The sequence below is a fragment of the uncultured Roseibium sp. genome (assembly GCF_947494555.1).
GTDB lineage: Bacteria > Pseudomonadota > Alphaproteobacteria > Rhizobiales > Stappiaceae > Roseibium.
The window spans coordinates 265,372-280,569 of sequence record NZ_CANLVF010000006.1 but is presented as its reverse complement, the minus strand read 5'-3'; the positions used below and the strand labels follow the sequence as shown (position 1 = coordinate 280,569).

Genomic DNA, 15,198 nt, shown 5'->3' with positions numbered 1-15,198 from the left:
TACTTCTCTCGGTATCGAAACAGGAGAAATGCTTCATGCGATTTCATGACCTTATTCACGCCGAACGGTTCTTTTTGTCGGATGGCGGACTGGAGACCCATCTGATCTTTGACAAGGGATATGACCTGCCGTGTTTCTCGGCAGCCGTGCTTCTCGATAGTGAGCAGGGACGACGTGACCTCGTTGCTTATTACGAGCGTTTTCTGGAAATCGCCCGCCAGTCCGGCCGCGGGTTTGTTCTTGACGCGCCGACATGGCGCGCCGGTGTCGCCTGGGCGGGACCTCTTGGATTATCGGTCGCCAAAGTCCTGCAGACAAATGAACGAGCCGTGCGTTTCGTCTCCGGTATAAGGGAGCGCCACGAAACGGAGGCACTGCCGATCCTGGTCAATGGGCTTGTCGGCCCTTCAGGCGATGCCTATGCACCGGAAGAAACACTTTCCTATCAGGACGCCCTCCTGATCCATGCGCCGCAAATTCATGCGCTGGGCCGCGCCGGCGTCGACATGATCAGCGCCATGACGCTGACACATGCCGGCGAAGCTGTCGGCATGGTGCGCGCGGCAGCTGAAGTCGACATTCCCATCGCGATTGCCTTCACGCTGGAAACCGACGGCCGGCTGCCGTCCGGCCAGTCGCTGGCGGACGCGATCGGGGAAGTCGACGAGGCAACGAGCAGCGGGCCCGCCTACTACATGATCAACTGTGCGCATCCGGATCATTTCCGCGATGTGCTGGAATCCGGCGGTTCGTGGACGTCCCGGATCGGCGGTATCAGGTCCAATGCGTCGCGCATGAGCCATGCAGAACTCGACGAGGCCGAGACCCTGGACGATGGCGATCCCGGAGAACTGGGCGGCCTGAGTGTCGAGTTGTTGCGATTCTTGCCTAAAATTCAAGTGGTTGGCGGGTGCTGTGGCACGGATCACAGGCATGTCGGCTGCATTGCAATACATGAACAGTCCCGGCCCGCGGCCTGAACAGCTTTTGCTCAGGTTTTCGGGCTCATTGAATTGGAGTGCTAAAATGTTGAAATCACTTGTTTTGTCCACTGGAATGATATTTTTGCTGGCCGGACCGGCGCAGTCCGGCGCTCCCATGTCGTCTATGGTCTCGACTGGCCAGTCACCTTCGATCAAGTCGGTCGGTGATCTGAAACAGCAAGCTCCCTCGAACCCGGGAGACGTCATTGCCCGGCAGAAATCTGACGGCCAAATGCGAGCTTCTTCCGTTCCGTCCGGATCCGGTGAGTCTCCGCTTTCCGGCCAATCCCTGGTTGACGACCGTTCTCACCTCGACTGGGACTCCGGCGGCCCCGTCGGTCCTGTCCCGGTGCATTGACCAAATCGGCATGCAGACCGGTCGAACACCGGTCGCACACATTTTTTTAAAACAGACGAGCCAACATAATGAACTTTCAATCCAGTCCCCTAATCCGGCAAGCCAGCGTCGAGGATGCTGCGGCACTTGCCAGACTGATAGATATTGCGGGCGAAGGCATTCCCAACTGGCTTTGGAGCCGGGCCTGCGAAAGCGGGCAGACATCGCTCGATGTCGGCACCGAGCGCGCACAAAGACCCTCGGGCGGATTTTCCTACACCAATGCGCTTGTGTCGGAACGCCAGGCCGAAGTCACCGGTATGGTCCTGAGCTATCTCATCGACGCCACCCCGGAAGACGATCCCGAAGCACTTCCCGCGCCGATCGCTCCCTTCGTGGAGCTGGAGAAACACTCGGTCGGAACCTGGTACATCAACGCGCTCGCAACGTTTCCCGGGCACCGCGGTCAGGGGCTCGGCAGCTCTCTGCTCGCTGCGGCGGAACGCCTTGCGCGGGAAAACGGCACGTCTGCGATGAGCATTCAGGTTTATGCCCAGAACACCGGGGCTGTGCGTCTCTACCAGCGCCTCGGTTACAAGCTGCATGAAAAGGTGCCTGTCCGGTCGCACCCCTGCCAGCCCTACTACACCGGCGACGTGCTGTTGCTGATCAAGGAATTGGACTAGGTGCGAAGCGCGGAGCTGCTGTTACTGAAGTCCGGTTCGGCCGGACCTGACAGCGGCTTCGCGCTTTACCGTTGCGAACGCGGTTCGCAAGGCATCTATTGCGGCGGCAACGGATTTCGGCACCATCGCATCATATGGGTGAACCGCATAGACCGGTGTTGGATCTGGAAGAACTTCATCGCAAAGACAGATGAGTCGTCCGGAGGAAAGTTCGTCGCTGATACTGATATCGGGAAGCAGTGATATGCCCAGTCCCTGTCGCGTAAGCGCGGCAATCGCTTCGATCGTATTGCCCCGGAATACCGGATCGAAATCCAGTCGGGCTTCTTTCGACAAGGTTGACGCGGGTATTTTGTGTTCGATGACGGACGGCTCGCGTGTATGCGCAATATAAGACATCGAGCGGATCCAATCGGCAAAGGCTGGGTCGCCGCGTGAAGGCGCGTTGGCCAAGAGCGACGGCGCAGCGCACAAAACGTCCCGCAATTCGCCGATACGGCGCGCACGCAATGTGCTGTCGCTCAATTTCCCGACACTGACAGACAGATCTATTTGATCCGCGACGAGGTCGAGGCGTGTGTCGTCGGCGATCAGGGTTGGCCGCAAGTCCGGGTATTGCCGTGCAAGGCTTGCCATTGCGGGCGCGATAAGCGGCGCAATCAGCGCATGGGGCGCGGTGATCGTCATCGGACCCGATGGCTTTGCACCAAACGTCTCCATCTCCGTCGCCGCCTGTTTTGAGAGCGTGAGAACATCCTTGCAGCGCTGGTAATAGCGCTCGCCTGCGGGTGTGAGCGTCAGGCGCCGGGTTGTCCTGCGCGCCAATTGCACACCGAGTTCTTCTTCCAGCCGTTTCAAATTCTGACTTACGGCCGATTTGGCAAGCGAAAGCTTCTCTGCAGCGCGCGTGATCGAACCTGTTTCAACGATCGTGACAAAGCTCAATGGCAAGGTAGACAGTAATGTTAGACTGTTCTCATTTTATGAATAATATGTTCAGTTTTGCCCTGTTTTTAAAACAATCTCAATATCTCATTTTCTTGCCGTCAGTCCGCTGGCTCTGAACTCTCACATTAAACGCAACACTGAATACGCCCGTTATTTGGAGAAAACACATGAAATCGATACGTACACTGGCCATTGCGCTCGCCATTGGAACCGCCCTGACCGGACAGACACTCGCTGGCGACGCCGAGACGCGTGCCGCCTCCGAATTTGAATTGAGCACAGCCGTGGCTGAGGCCAGTCGTGCCTGGCGTGATGCATTCAACGCGGGTGATGCGGCGGCCGCTGCCGCACTTTATGAGGAAGACGCTGTCATGGTGGCCAAGCCCTTCGGCACCTTCAAGGGACGCCAGGCCATTGAAGCCTTTTGGGAAGACATCATCGCCAAGGGTTTCGATGACGTGGTCTACTATAATACGGTCGCAAGGGTGGCGGACAGATCGCTCAAGTCTGTGAGCATTTCTGCCGAGTGGAAGATGAACAATGCTCAGGGGATTATCACAAACGAGCTTTGGGTGCTTCAGCCCGATGGCAAAGCGCGTCTTCGTGAAGACCATTTCGAGATCGCCCAGTAACGGACCGACCGCTCCCGTCTCCCTCTGATCAGGACAACACCATGGCTGGAATTGACACACTCACATTGGCCGTCGTCGACCCGGAGGCGCAGAGGCATTTTTACTGTGACGTCCTGGGTATGTCTGATCAGGGAGACGGGCGTGTCGGATTCGGCAGCCCGGAAACCGGTATTCACTTTGTCAGAGCCGACGCGCCTTACAAGCCGCAAGGTGCTGATCTTTATTGGAAAATAGCGCTTTCAGTCCCGAACATCGAACTCGCGATTTCTCAGCTAAAGGCACGTGGCGTGCCTTGTTCGGAGCCGAAGCAGTTTCGTGATGTTGGATATCTTGCAAAAGCGGTCGATCCGGAAGGGTTCACGATTGAGCTGATCGACCACTGGTTCCAGGGGGAACGGCCCGACATCCCTGTTGACAGGACCCGCCTTGGCGGTGGAGCGCATCTCAGTCTCGTGACACTTCGTACTGCAGACATTTCCGCCATTGAGCCTGACTTGCTTGGCTGGGGAATGACACCGCTTTCGATCCAGCCGGTAGAACCATTTGGGTTCACCCTTTACTTTTATGCTTTTACGGATGAGGTGCCACCGAACGCGGATATCAGGGCAGTCGTGAACCGCACCTGGGTTTACCAGCGGCCCTATACGGTTTTGGAAATCCAGCATGTGGATGCACTTAAGTCCGAGACGCACCCCGCGCATCTGGCAGCCGGGTATGCCGGACTGACCATCGGTGGTCTCAGCAACAACGTTTATCTCGAGCGTCTCCGCATCCGGGGATGAGACTTCGATGGCCAGGAAACGCCGGACGAAATCCATCGCCCGTGCCGGGAGCGGATATGGGTCAGAACCACGGGGCGCTTAAGCGTTTCCCGCGCGCAGACAGGATTTCTTAGGACTTGCCGGAAATGATCGCCATACCTGCTGACGGAAATCCAACAACACTTCCGATTGGCTTTCTGTATCCGAGTGAGACCGCGCGTTAGCGCGGCTTGAGAAGAGAGTATTTTGGTTTGAGCGGTTCACTGGAAAAGTATTTCGACGATCTGCAGCAGGAGATCCGGAAAGCCTGTTCCTGCTCGTAGCTCTTTATTTTCTTCTGGCGGCAACATACTCACTTATCTACTGCTTCAGATTGCGGAATTGGCCGAGCGTCATCGGTCAGCTTCACAGCGACGAAGTGTCGGCCTGGCACTCGGATGCAATTGCTGGTGACCGGCAATATTTCTCCAAGGCGACCTATACCTATGAAGTCGACGGAAAACAGTATGAAGGCCATCGCGTCAGCCCGTTTTACATGACCGCATCGCACAATGTCAGGTTTCTTTTGGAGTACCAGCGCAAATATATCGAAAGGCCTACACCAAACACCGCCAGAGTTTTCTACAACAAAAACAAGCCACAAAAGTCTTATCTGGTGGTACCGGGTTGGCTGGGTATCAGCTTTGTCGTCGCTTTTGGAGTAACACCCATGTTGCTCCACGTGTTTGTTTGACAGGCGTCCCGAACACATTACGCAGCGATGCTGCCATGCGAGCCGCAGGTGGTGCAGCAGCGCGTGCAAAAGCAGCGCCACAGGGCAATATTTTCATACTCCATTAACCATAAGTTGCAAAAGATACCTGCATCTTTAGCGCGAATCCCGCGCATAAATACTTACCGGTGCAGGGGCTATGATCGGAAGAGTTTCTCTTATCCTATTTGCGTGTTTATTGTCGGGAGCGTCTCAAGCGGCGGACTACAACACGCCCGCAACGTCGCAATATCAGGCATCTACGCTGCGGGGCAGTATCGGTCTCCGATACTGGTACAGCCAGAACAATTCGGAGATGGATACAGGCGACTTCAACTGGAACAATGTTGATGGCGTGTCCTCACACACTGCAGAGATTGTTGGCGAGCTGGAAGACCTGACAACGAAAATATTCGTGCGCGGCTATGCAGGTTTGGGCCGAAACTCGGGTGGAGAGGGTGACTTCTACACCAATCCGAGCGGTGACCTGGAAGAAACGGCTCTCGGATATGTGGTCGTAGACGGAGGCTGGCGGTTTGCCGAATTTGCGAACGGCCAGATCCAGATGAAGGGTTTCGTCGGGTATCACTACTTGAATGACAGTATTGATGCCGTGGATAGGAACACCGTTATCGAGCAGAGGCGCCAATGGCATGCTCTCCGTGTCGGCTTGACGGCCGAAGGCGATTTCAGCGATCGATTCAGCTGGTCCTTCGATGTAGCGGCCGTACCATGGAGCCACAACCGCGTCGAAACATGGGAAAGCAACTGGACATATGGTGTCGAGGCCGATGCGATGCTCAATTTCGATGTCACGAACAACTGGCAGATCGGCGTTGGTGGGCGCTACTGGTGGCTTCAGTCGAATTTCGACCGCCGCTATGTCTTTACCGGTGAGAAAGTCGTCTTTGAACAGAACTATCAGCGCTATGGCCTGCTGCTGGAAAGCCGGTATCTCTTCTGATCTTACCGCTAGAAGATTCGCGTAAGCAGTCGCGCATCTCCTTTCGGTTCATTCATTCGAAATCAGCGTGGACTCGAGCGCGCCCAGCAAGCGCACCAATGAAGGTTTGATCCTCTCCGCGTCGGCGGGACTCAGGGCGGAAAGCAAATTGTCTTCGTGGTCCTGGGCCTCTTCGACAAGCCGTTCGCTCAGCGCCTGACCCTCGCTGGTCAGATAGACCCGTACGCGTCGGCCATCTCCCTGATCGCTTCTGCGCGCGACCAGCCCCCGCTTTTCCATCTGATCGACGATGCGGGTCATGCGAGACTGTTCCATAAGGGAAAACCGCGCCAACTGCGTGATCATGAGCCCGTCCTGATCGAACAGGCAGGCCAGCACGCGCCATTCGGGAACGCGCAGCCCGAGTTCACGCACGCGCGCGTGAAACTGATGGCTGGCCGCCTCGCTCGAGGCCGCCAGAAGATAAAGCAGGTAAGAAGAAACGAATTTTCCCGGTGCCTGTGCCAATGAGTGTCCCCGACGTGAGCGATTATATTCAAGGCTCTTGTACCAGACTGCAATCCTCAAATGCTGCACCGGGTTGTGGTTCACGCTTATCAGGCAATGACCACATCCCTCATCCGAAGGAGCTGCGTTGGCAGCGTCTCGAAGGATAGGTCAAATATTCGGCGTTTGCGGCCCATTCTTCGAGACGGACCTTGCCGGTCCTCCTCAGGATGAGTTTTGTCTGCCGCGTTGAAATACCTGCGAAACCGCTTTTCGTTTAGCCCGGAACATTTCGGAAAAAAAGAGGCTTGACTCAAGTTATATGAAATTTCATATTTTATGAAGAGGAGGGACGCCGGTGAAACTTGTTCTTGAAAGTGTGGAACCGGAAACGGAAACAATCCGTGTTTTCAGGTTTCGCGAACAGGCAGGCGGAATGTTACCCGGTTACGAGCCGGGCGCGCATATCGATTTCGATCTCGGTTCGCCGGGCACCCGTAGCTATTCCTTGATCGATTGGCCCGAGGCTTCGCAATTCTACACAATCGCGGTCCAGCGGGAGGAAGATGGCGAGGGCGGATCAAAGGCGATGCACGCGCTTTCCCCCGGCGATGAAGTGTCGGCGTCTCGTCCCAAGAATGACTTCCAGCTCATTGAGAGCGCGCCCCACACTCTGCTTTTGGCGGGTGGCATTGGCATCACGCCCCTGATATCGATGGCAACGCGGCTGCAGGCGGCGGGGAGATCCTTCCAGCTACACTACTGCGCCCGGACCGAAGAGCGAATGGGGTTCGCGGAAGCCCTGAAGACTGCATTCGGGAGCGCTGTCACGCTGCATTTTGACGACCAGTCCCCACTCGATCTGTCAAAGCTGCTGAGCGCTCAGGAAACGGCCACACATCTCTATATCTGCGGGCCAAAGGGCATGATTGACGCCGCACGTACGGCTGCGTCGCAGGCCGGTATTGCGGATGATGCGGTGCATGTCGAGCTCTTCAGTTCACCTGAGAAATCGGCGGAGGATTCGTCATTTGAAGTCGAGGTCCACGGCAGCGGTCAGGTCGTGTCTGTGGCACCAGACCAGACGATCATCGAAGCGCTCGAGGCAGCCGGCCTGGACGTCATGTACGATTGTCAGCGCGGCGATTGCGGCATCTGCCAGACTGATGTGATCAGTGGTGAGCCCGATCACCGCGATGTCGTCCTGTCTGATGCTGAAAAAGAATCCGGCAAGGTCATGCAGATCTGTGTCAGCCGGGCAAAGTCAGCCCGCCTGGTACTTGATCTGTAGTCGCCACAAACGTTGAGGGTCGCAGACCGGAGGAGGAGCCAGCATGCGGACAGCCAGCGAAATCACCGCGATGTTCACCGGACCGCAGGTGCACCGGGACGTCTACACGAGCCCGGAAATCTACCGGTTGGAGATGGAACATCTCTTTGCGAACACCTGGGTGTTCGTCGGCCATGAAAGTCAGACGCCGAACAAGGGGGACTATTTTACGACCCAGATCGGCGACCAGCCGGTGATACAGGTTCGTCACTCCGACGGCGAGATCTACGTCCTCTTCAATCGTTGCCCGCACAAGGGCACGAAAATAGCCATCGACAGAGTGGGAAACACCGGAAAATTCTTCCGCTGCCCCTACCACGCCTGGTCCTTCAAGACCAATGGCTGTCTGCTCGCGATCCCGCTCAAGAAGGGTTATGAGGATACCGGGTTTTCGGAAAGCGAGAGCGCCAAGGGCATGACTCCCGTCGGCGCTGTCCGCAACTATCGCGGCTTTGTCTTTGCCCGCCTAGCGCCAGAGGGAATAGGATTTGAAGACTATTTCGGCGACAGCCTCAGCTCCATCGACAATATGGTCGACCGGTCGCCGGAGGGGCGGCTCGAAATTGCAGGGCCGCCGCTGCGCTATATGCACAAGTGCAACTGGAAAATGCTGGTAGAGAACCAGACGGACACCTGTCACCCGATGGTTGCCCATGAAAGTTCTGCCGGCACGGCTGTGAACATCTGGGAAGAGATGGGCAATCCGGAGCCGCGCCCGCCTGCGATGGAGATCATCGCTCCCTTCATGTCGCCCTACGAGTTTTTCGAGAAGATGGGTATACGCACGTGGCCGAATGGACACGGGCACACGGGCGTCCACCATTCAATCCATTCGGATTATTCCGCGATCCCGGGATATTTCGATGCCTTGTCAGAGGCTTATGGCGAAGAGCGTGCCAAGTCGATCCTCGATGAGAACCGCCACAACACGGTGTATTTCCCGAACATCATGATCAAGGGCCCGATCCAGCAGCTGCGCAATTTCATACCGCTCGGACCCGACAAGACTTTGGTGGAAAGCTACATCTACCGCCTGGTCGGTGCGCCCGATCAGCTTCTCGCACGCACCGCCATGTACAACCGGATGATCAATGCGCCGACTTCCATCGTCGGCCACGATGACCTTGAAATGTACGAACGGGCCCAGGAAGGGCTGATGTCCAATGGCATGGAATGGGTCAACGTTCAGCGTCTCAGGACCGAAGCGGAGGACTTCTCCCAGGAGGCTGTCGAAAACGGGACGACGGAACGTCAGATGCGCAATCAGTTCGACGCCTGGGTGAAATTCATGACCGTGTCGATGGAGGATGCGTGATGGCTGTTTCGAAAGACCAGGTCATCGACTTCATCTATGACGAGGCGCGCATGCTGGACGAGGGCCGGTATGACGAGTGGCTGTCGCTCTGGCTGGAAGGCGGGCACTACTGGATGCCGCTCGATTACAAGCAGACAGACCCTCATCTTGTGACGTCTTTGCTCTACGAAGACATGTTCATGCTGCGCCTGCGCGTCGAGCGCCTGAATGGCGCAAGAACCTTCAGTCAGAAGCCCAAAAGCCGTTGCCATCATGTCATTCAGCGTCCTTTTGTCGACGAGATGACCGAAGACAGGATCGTCACCAACACGTCCATGCACTACGTGGAAACGCGGCTTGATGAACAGTTCTTGCTGGCGTTGACCGCGATCCATGAGCTCGCGGTTGTCGACGGCGCTCTGCGGATCGCCAACAAACGCGTCGATATTCTCAACAGCGACGCCGCTTTCGGCAATATCCAGTTGCTGCCATGAACGCATCCGAGCCTTCAACGGTCTATGAGGTCTTCACCGCAACGGCCGGAAAGTATCCCGACCGGCCGGTTTTGAACGTGTTGCCCGGGACGGCAGAAGTCTATGGTCTCGCGCCGGGCGAGGTGACCTATGCGGATGCACAGGAACAGGTGGATCTGATCGCAAGGGAGTTGAAGGCGGCAGGTTATGCTGCGGGAATGCGCGTTGCGCTGCTGCTTGAAAACAGGCCCGCTTTCTTCCTCTACTGGCTCGCCGTAAACAGCATCGGCGGATCCGTCGTGCCGATCAATCCGGACCTGAGGTCCGCGGAGCTGGAATATCTCATCGGACACTCCGAACCCGCTTTGATTGTCGCGATCAAAAGACGCCATCCGGAGCTTGAAACGGCAAGCAAATCAGCCGGCATGGATGTGCCGGTCATAGCGCCTGGCGACAGATTGCCTAGGCTGCGCGAGGGCGTGGCCGTTGCCCGGCCACTGGAAGGCGAAGCCCGTGAAGCGGCCATTCTTTATACGTCCGGAACGACGGGCAAACCGAAGGGCTGCATTCTGCCGAATACCTATTTCCTGCTGGCAGGCCGCTGGTATGCGACTGTTGGCGGACTGGCAAACCTGACTGACGCGGGCGAGCGCATGATCACACCGCTGCCGGTGTTCCACATGAATGCGATGGCCTATTCCTTCATGGCCATGGTCACCGTCGGCGGGTGCCTCACCGTTCTGGATCGCTTTCACCCGCGCGGTTGGTGGTCGGATGTGGCGGCATCCAGGGCGACATGCCTGCATTATCTCGGCGTTATGCCATCCATGCTGATGGGGTTCGAACCGTCTCCCGCCGACCGCGCGCATTCTGTCCGCTTCGGTTTCGGTGCGGGCGTTGATCCGAAGCTGCAGGTCGCGTTCGAAGAAAGGTTCGGCTTTCCCCTGGTCGAGGCCTGGGCCATGACAGAAACGGGCGCCGGCGCCGTGATCGCAGCATCAACAAAAGACCGGCTGGTTGCCCAGGCCAGCATCGGCAAACCGGCAGCGGATGTCGAATGTCTGATCATCGACGACGAAGGGACACCATCAGAACAAGGGGAGCTGCTGGTGCGCCGCGCCGGAAGCGAACCGCGCTACGGCTTTTTTTCCGAATACTACAAGGACGCGGCCGCAACGGCGGAAGCTTGGGAGGGTGGATGGTTCCACACCGGTGACATCGTCAGGCGTGCGCCGGACGGCAACATGTTCTTTGTCGATCGCAAGAAGAACGTCATAAGACGTTCTGGCGAGAACATCGCGGCAGTGGAGGTGGAATCCATCCTCATGCGGCACCCGGAAATCAAAGCGGCAGGCGTCGCACCGGTTCCGGACCCCGTTCGCGGCGATGAAGTGTTTGCCTGCCTGAGTGTGAAAGACGCCACTCCTGCCAAGGCGGAGGCGATCACGCGCTGGTGCCTTGATCAGATGGCCTACTACAAGGCCCCGGGCTTTATCGCATTCGTCGACAAGTTGCCGCTGACGGCGACACAGAAGATCCAGCGCGCTACCCTCAAAGAAATGGCTGGGCGGCTTCTGCACGATCCGGATACTGTTGCAACCGGGCATTTGAAGAAACGGCAGGCCGGTTGATGGGACGACGCGCGAGTTATGATGGGGTTGCGGTAACCGCACCGTTTTCAGCGCCGTATCAGCGCTATTCCATCGAAACCGCACACTGGTGGATCGCAAAGGCACTGCGCGGCTCCCTTCAGGCTGCCGGCTTGAAGCCATCCGATCTCGAAGGCTTTTCTGTTGCAAGTTTCACCCTGTTTCCGGACACGGCGGTTGGCCTGACCCAGCATCTCGGTCTCGTCCCCAGATGGCTCGACCATATCCCGATGGGCGGGGCCAGCGGTGTCGTGGCATTGCGCCGGGCCGCACGCGCCGTTCAGGCGGGCGATGCCAACATTGTCGCCTGTGTCGCCGGGGACACGAACCACATCGACAGCTTCCGCAACATGCTGTCGAGCTTTTCCCGCTTCGCCCAGGATGCCTCTTTCCCCTATGGCTATGGTGGACCAAACGCCAATTTCGCGCTGCTCACGGATCGCTACATGCGCGAATACGGTGCGATCCGCGAGGATTTCGGCCGGATCTGCGTGGCGCAAAGAAAGAATGCGCTGAAATATCCGAATGCGGTGATGAAAAAACCGCTGACGATGGACGATTATCTGGCGGCACGGCCAATTGCTGACCCGATAGCCCTCTTTGACTGTGTGATGCCCTGCGCGGGATCCGAAGCCTTTCTGGTGATGTCCGTCGAGGAAGCGATGAAGCGCAAACTGCCCTTCGCCACAATCGGCGGCACGATTGAGCGCCATAACGCCCATGCGGAGGATCCGATCCAGCTGCGCGGCGGATGGACACTCGACAAAGACGAACTCTACGCCATGGCGGACTGTTCGCCGGGAGATGTCGATCTGCTGCAAACCTATGACGACTATCCCGTGATCTCCATGATGCAGATGGAAGATCTTGGTTTTTGCGAAAAGGGCGAAGGCCCGGACTTCGTCAGGAAAAAGGATCTGACTGTCGATGGGGATTTCCCCCACAACACGTCCGGCGGCCAATTGTCGGCTGGCCAGGCCGGTGCCGCGGGCGGCTTTCTGGGGCTCGTGGAGGCTCTCCGCCAGGTGACTGGGACAGCAGGAGACACCCAAGTGAGCGACGCCCGTGTTGCGATGGTATCCGGCTTCGGCATGATCAATTATGACCGCGGTGTTTGCAGCAGCGCTGCGATCCTGAAATCCGGAGGCGCATAATGACACAGCCGCTCCAGCCTCCACCCAAAAAGAACCCTCAGAAACGGACGCAATCATCGACGCGCCCGCCCGAAACACGATCGCGCGCAGCACTGGGTCTGAGCGCTGCTGCCGCGGAAGGGCGCTTTGCGTTACAAGTGTGCCAGGAGTGTTTCGCCGTTCAATATCCGCCGCGCGATGTTTGCCGGGCCTGCCTTTCGCCGGAACTCGCGTGGCAGGACCAGTCGCCTTCGGGCACTCTCTTGGCCGAAACAACGGTTCGAACGTCGACGAAACTCTACTTCCGAGACCGGACGCCATGGCGCATGGGCTCGGTTCAGCTGGATGTCGGGCCTGTCGTCCTCTGCCATGTGCATGGTGATTGCCAGAGCGGCAGCAAGGTCACCCTTCTCAATCGTCTCGATGCGGCCGGGCAAGGTGTATTGCTTGCCGTGCCCGAAGAAAGGACGGATCATATGGAAGACAACCCGCAACTGCGTGCGCTGTCTGCCGACCCCAAGCACCGCCGTATCCTTGTGACGGACTTGCGCAATCCCAACACGCCCGCGCTGGTAAAGGCTCTCCTTGATGCCGGTGCCGCAACGGTTTTCGTCGGAGAATCGGAAAGCTGGCGTCCTCATGACAATCGGCGCGCGTTGGCGGATCTTGAGAATGTGGAAACACTGCCGCTGGATGTGACCGATGTGGCATCGGTACAAAAACTTGCCGGAGAGATCGGCGGAAAGACCGATATTTTGATCAACACCGCGCGCTTCGTTCGTCCGGGTGGTGTTCTGGAGCGCGGTGACACGGCCTTTGCGCGTGAGGAGATGGAGACCAATTACCTTGGTCTCATGCGCCTGGCACAGGCCTTCGGGCCCGGCATGTGCGCACGCACCGGCGACGGCATCAATTCCGCAGTGGCCTGGGTCAATATCCTGTCCGTGCACGCACTTTCCAATGCGCCCGACTTCGGATGCTTCACCGCTTCCAATGCGGCAGCCTACTCGCTGAGCCAGTCTTTGCGCGGCGAATTCAGAGGATCGGGCCTGCGGGTCATGAACGTCTTCACCGGACCGACCGATGACGAATGGCACCAGGCTCTACCGCCGCCCAAAGTGTCCGCGGTCGCAATGGCGCGGGCGGTGGTGTCGGGACTGCAGCAGGGCTTGGAAGATGTCTGGTGCGGGGATGTCGCCAAGGAAATTCGGGATCGCTGGCGGCGTGATCCGAAAGTCCTCGAACGTGAACTCACGCAAGGAGGCGAAGGCGCATGACCGTCCTCGACACTCTTGTTTCCGGACTGTCTTCCGGTGCGGTTGAAATCGTAGATCTGACGCACACGCTCGACCCGGATTTTCCGGTCATTGTCCTGCCGCCTGAATTTGGTCAGTGCGCGCGCTTCCGGATGGAGGAAGTCAGTGCCTATGACCACCGGGGCCCGGCCTGGAAATGGCACAATATTTCCATGTCGGAACATACCGGAACGCATTTCGATGCGCCATCGCACTGGATTTCCGGAAAGGATGTTGCGCTTGGCTCTGTCGATGAAATTCCGATGCAAGCCTTTGTCGGACCGGCAGTGGTGATCGATTGTTCCAGTGAGGCGCTCGCGAACGAGGATTTCGAACTGACACCCGGCGTGATAGCAGCTTTTGAAGCCAAACATGGCCGCATTCCTGCGGACAGCTGGGTCCTCATGAGAACCGACTGGTCCAAACGCAGCGGCGCCGATTACCTGAACATGCGCGACGATGGCCCCCATTCGCCAGGCCCGACGCCGGAGGGCATCCGCTTCCTGGTCGAGGAACGCGACATTCGTGGCTTTGGAACGGAAACAATCGGTACCGATGCCGGCCAGGGAGCCCATTACGCGCCGCCTTACCCGGCCCACTACTACCTGCACGGTGCCGGGAAATACGGCCTGCAGTGCCTCAACAACCTCGATCAGTTGCCTGCGACCGGGGCGGTCCTGATGGCGGCGCCCCTGAAAATAAAGAACGGAACCGGCAGTCCGCTTCGCGTTCTGGCGATGGTGAGCAAATGAGTGAATTCACGGCTGTCGTGACAGGCGGCAACAAGGGCATCGGCGCGGATCTTGCCGAAAAACTTCTCGGCCAGGGCTATATGGTTGTCTCGGTGGCGCGGTCGGCTCCCGACAAGGTGCACCCCAATCTGCACTCGGTTGAGGCGGACCTTCTCGATCCGGCAGCCGTTTTGAACGCGGCCAAGACCATACAGGCCGAGTTCGACGTGTCTCACCTCATTCACAATGCCGGTCTGATCTGGCCGAACCTTGTGGAAGAGGCAAAGCCAGAGGAAATAACGGGACTTGCGCAACTTCATCTCGGCTCGGCCCTGACGCTCTTGCAGGCAGTCTTGCCTGGCATGAAGGATCGCCGGTTCGGCCGCGTGATGTTCAATGCATCGCGTGCCGCACTTGGCGCCCCGACGCGCACGGCCTACAGCGCAAGCAAGGCCGGAATGATCGGGATGGCACGCACCTGGGCGCTTGAGCTTGCACCGCACGGCATCACCGTCAATGTGGTCGCACCCGGACCTATCCTGACCGATAATTTCTGGGGCATTGTCGAGAAAGACAGTCCGCAACAGGAGGCGCTTGCCAAGCGTATTCCGGTCGGACGGATCGGAACGGTGCAGGACGTGACCAATGCCTTCCTGTTTTTCTGCAGTCCGGAAAACAGCTTCGTTACCGGTCAGACGCTCTATGTCTGCGGCGGGGCCAGCGTTGGCACGCTGACCATCTAGCC

Annotated in this window: 17 protein-coding genes; 15 read left to right on the top strand and 2 right to left on the bottom strand. The window is 58.0% G+C overall.

Annotated features, from left to right (window positions below):
* Nucleotides 1-35 precede the first annotated feature (35 nt).
* The 3 genes from Q0915_RS26280 to Q0915_RS26270 all read left to right on the top strand — a co-directional run bounded on the left by Q0915_RS26280 (nucleotide 36) and on the right by Q0915_RS26270 (nucleotide 2,006).
* Nucleotides 36-980, top strand: a complete 945-nt coding sequence (locus Q0915_RS26280) for a homocysteine S-methyltransferase family protein (RefSeq protein WP_299483696.1) — start codon at nucleotides 36-38, stop codon at nucleotides 978-980.
* Between the two features lie 46 nt (nucleotides 981-1,026).
* A complete protein-coding gene (locus Q0915_RS26275) occupies nucleotides 1,027-1,341 on the top strand; it encodes a hypothetical protein (protein WP_299483695.1) in 315 nt (104 codons plus the stop codon).
* Nucleotides 1,342-1,409: 68 nt separating this feature from the next.
* Nucleotides 1,410-2,006, top strand: coding sequence for a GNAT family N-acetyltransferase (locus Q0915_RS26270; protein ID WP_299483694.1), 597 nt, complete (start codon nucleotides 1,410-1,412; stop codon nucleotides 2,004-2,006).
* A 21-nt stretch (nucleotides 2,007-2,027) separates the two neighbouring features.
* Here Q0915_RS26270 and Q0915_RS26265 read toward each other — a convergent pair whose 3' ends face one another.
* The gene (locus Q0915_RS26265) at nucleotides 2,028-2,951 is read right to left on the bottom strand and encodes a LysR family transcriptional regulator (protein WP_299544477.1); all 924 of its coding nucleotides are present in this window, start codon (nucleotides 2,949-2,951) and stop codon (nucleotides 2,028-2,030) included.
* 170 nt (nucleotides 2,952-3,121) lie between these two features.
* Between Q0915_RS26265 and Q0915_RS26260 the strand changes: the two genes are divergently transcribed.
* From Q0915_RS26260 to Q0915_RS26245, 4 genes are all read left to right on the top strand, one after another.
* Nucleotides 3,122-3,586: an SgcJ/EcaC family oxidoreductase gene (locus Q0915_RS26260; RefSeq protein WP_299483692.1), complete on the top strand. Its 465-nt coding sequence runs from the start codon at nucleotides 3,122-3,124 to the stop codon at nucleotides 3,584-3,586.
* Between the two features lie 41 nt (nucleotides 3,587-3,627).
* Nucleotides 3,628-4,368, top strand: coding sequence for a VOC family protein (locus Q0915_RS26255; RefSeq protein WP_299483691.1), 741 nt, complete (start codon nucleotides 3,628-3,630; stop codon nucleotides 4,366-4,368).
* Between the two features lie 286 nt (nucleotides 4,369-4,654).
* On the top strand, nucleotides 4,655-5,080 hold the full coding sequence (locus Q0915_RS26250; RefSeq protein WP_366525346.1) for a DUF3592 domain-containing protein: 426 nt from the start codon (nucleotides 4,655-4,657) through the stop codon (nucleotides 5,078-5,080).
* A gap of 178 nt (nucleotides 5,081-5,258) precedes the next feature.
* Nucleotides 5,259-6,062: a hypothetical protein gene (locus Q0915_RS26245; protein WP_299483690.1), complete on the top strand. Its 804-nt coding sequence runs from the start codon at nucleotides 5,259-5,261 to the stop codon at nucleotides 6,060-6,062.
* Between the two features lie 48 nt (nucleotides 6,063-6,110).
* Here the strand turns inward: Q0915_RS26245 and Q0915_RS26240 are convergent, their stop codons facing one another.
* The gene (locus tag Q0915_RS26240; RefSeq protein WP_299483689.1) at nucleotides 6,111-6,569 is read right to left on the bottom strand and encodes a MarR family transcriptional regulator; all 459 of its coding nucleotides are present in this window, start codon (nucleotides 6,567-6,569) and stop codon (nucleotides 6,111-6,113) included.
* Nucleotides 6,570-6,906: 337 nt separating this feature from the next.
* Between Q0915_RS26240 and Q0915_RS26235 the strand changes: the two genes are divergently transcribed.
* From Q0915_RS26235 to Q0915_RS26200, 8 genes are read left to right on the top strand one after another with little or no spacing between them, the layout of a single operon-like run.
* On the top strand, nucleotides 6,907-7,839 hold the full coding sequence (locus Q0915_RS26235; protein ID WP_299483688.1) for a PDR/VanB family oxidoreductase: 933 nt from the start codon (nucleotides 6,907-6,909) through the stop codon (nucleotides 7,837-7,839).
* Nucleotides 7,840-7,882: 43 nt separating this feature from the next.
* Nucleotides 7,883-9,193, top strand: coding sequence for an aromatic ring-hydroxylating dioxygenase subunit alpha (locus tag Q0915_RS26230; RefSeq protein ID WP_299483687.1), 1,311 nt, complete (start codon nucleotides 7,883-7,885; stop codon nucleotides 9,191-9,193).
* On the top strand, nucleotides 9,193-9,666 hold the full coding sequence (locus tag Q0915_RS26225; protein WP_299483686.1) for an aromatic-ring-hydroxylating dioxygenase subunit beta: 474 nt from the start codon (nucleotides 9,193-9,195) through the stop codon (nucleotides 9,664-9,666). Before Q0915_RS26230 ends, Q0915_RS26225 begins: the two co-directional genes overlap by 1 nt.
* Nucleotides 9,663-11,276, top strand: coding sequence for an AMP-binding protein (locus Q0915_RS26220; RefSeq protein WP_299483685.1), 1,614 nt, complete (start codon nucleotides 9,663-9,665; stop codon nucleotides 11,274-11,276). The genes Q0915_RS26225 and Q0915_RS26220 overlap by 4 nt, the downstream gene beginning before the upstream one ends.
* Entirely contained in the window at nucleotides 11,276-12,448 is a 1,173-nt protein-coding gene (locus Q0915_RS26215; RefSeq protein WP_299483684.1) for a thiolase family protein, read from the top strand. The genes Q0915_RS26220 and Q0915_RS26215 overlap by 1 nt, the downstream gene beginning before the upstream one ends.
* On the top strand, nucleotides 12,448-13,704 hold the full coding sequence (locus tag Q0915_RS26210; RefSeq protein WP_299483683.1) for an SDR family NAD(P)-dependent oxidoreductase: 1,257 nt from the start codon (nucleotides 12,448-12,450) through the stop codon (nucleotides 13,702-13,704). Before Q0915_RS26215 ends, Q0915_RS26210 begins: the two co-directional genes overlap by 1 nt.
* Nucleotides 13,701-14,474, top strand: coding sequence for a cyclase family protein (locus Q0915_RS26205; RefSeq protein WP_299483682.1), 774 nt, complete (start codon nucleotides 13,701-13,703; stop codon nucleotides 14,472-14,474). Before Q0915_RS26210 ends, Q0915_RS26205 begins: the two co-directional genes overlap by 4 nt.
* Nucleotides 14,471-15,196: an SDR family oxidoreductase gene (locus Q0915_RS26200; RefSeq protein WP_299483681.1), complete on the top strand. Its 726-nt coding sequence runs from the start codon at nucleotides 14,471-14,473 to the stop codon at nucleotides 15,194-15,196. The genes Q0915_RS26205 and Q0915_RS26200 overlap by 4 nt, the downstream gene beginning before the upstream one ends.
* The last annotated feature ends 2 nt before the right edge of the window (nucleotides 15,197-15,198 follow it).

Coding starts and splice junctions, on each gene's coding strand:
- Q0915_RS26280 (WP_299483696.1), top strand. CDS start 36: ATGCGATTTCATGACCTTATTCACGCCGAACGGTTCTTTTTGTCGGAT.
- Q0915_RS26210 (WP_299483683.1), top strand. CDS start 12,448: ATGACACAGCCGCTCCAGCCTCCACCCAAAAAGAACCCTCAGAAACGG.
- Q0915_RS26255 (WP_299483691.1), top strand. CDS start 3,628: ATGGCTGGAATTGACACACTCACATTGGCCGTCGTCGACCCGGAGGCG.
- Q0915_RS26260 (WP_299483692.1), top strand. CDS start 3,122: ATGAAATCGATACGTACACTGGCCATTGCGCTCGCCATTGGAACCGCC.
- Q0915_RS26215 (WP_299483684.1), top strand. CDS start 11,276: ATGGGACGACGCGCGAGTTATGATGGGGTTGCGGTAACCGCACCGTTT.
- Q0915_RS26275 (WP_299483695.1), top strand. CDS start 1,027: ATGTTGAAATCACTTGTTTTGTCCACTGGAATGATATTTTTGCTGGCC.
- Q0915_RS26205 (WP_299483682.1), top strand. CDS start 13,701: ATGACCGTCCTCGACACTCTTGTTTCCGGACTGTCTTCCGGTGCGGTT.
- Q0915_RS26225 (WP_299483686.1), top strand. CDS start 9,193: ATGGCTGTTTCGAAAGACCAGGTCATCGACTTCATCTATGACGAGGCG.
- Q0915_RS26270 (WP_299483694.1), top strand. CDS start 1,410: ATGAACTTTCAATCCAGTCCCCTAATCCGGCAAGCCAGCGTCGAGGAT.
- Q0915_RS26220 (WP_299483685.1), top strand. CDS start 9,663: ATGAACGCATCCGAGCCTTCAACGGTCTATGAGGTCTTCACCGCAACG.
- Q0915_RS26230 (WP_299483687.1), top strand. CDS start 7,883: ATGCGGACAGCCAGCGAAATCACCGCGATGTTCACCGGACCGCAGGTG.
- Q0915_RS26200 (WP_299483681.1), top strand. CDS start 14,471: ATGAGTGAATTCACGGCTGTCGTGACAGGCGGCAACAAGGGCATCGGC.
- Q0915_RS26245 (WP_299483690.1), top strand. CDS start 5,259: ATGATCGGAAGAGTTTCTCTTATCCTATTTGCGTGTTTATTGTCGGGA.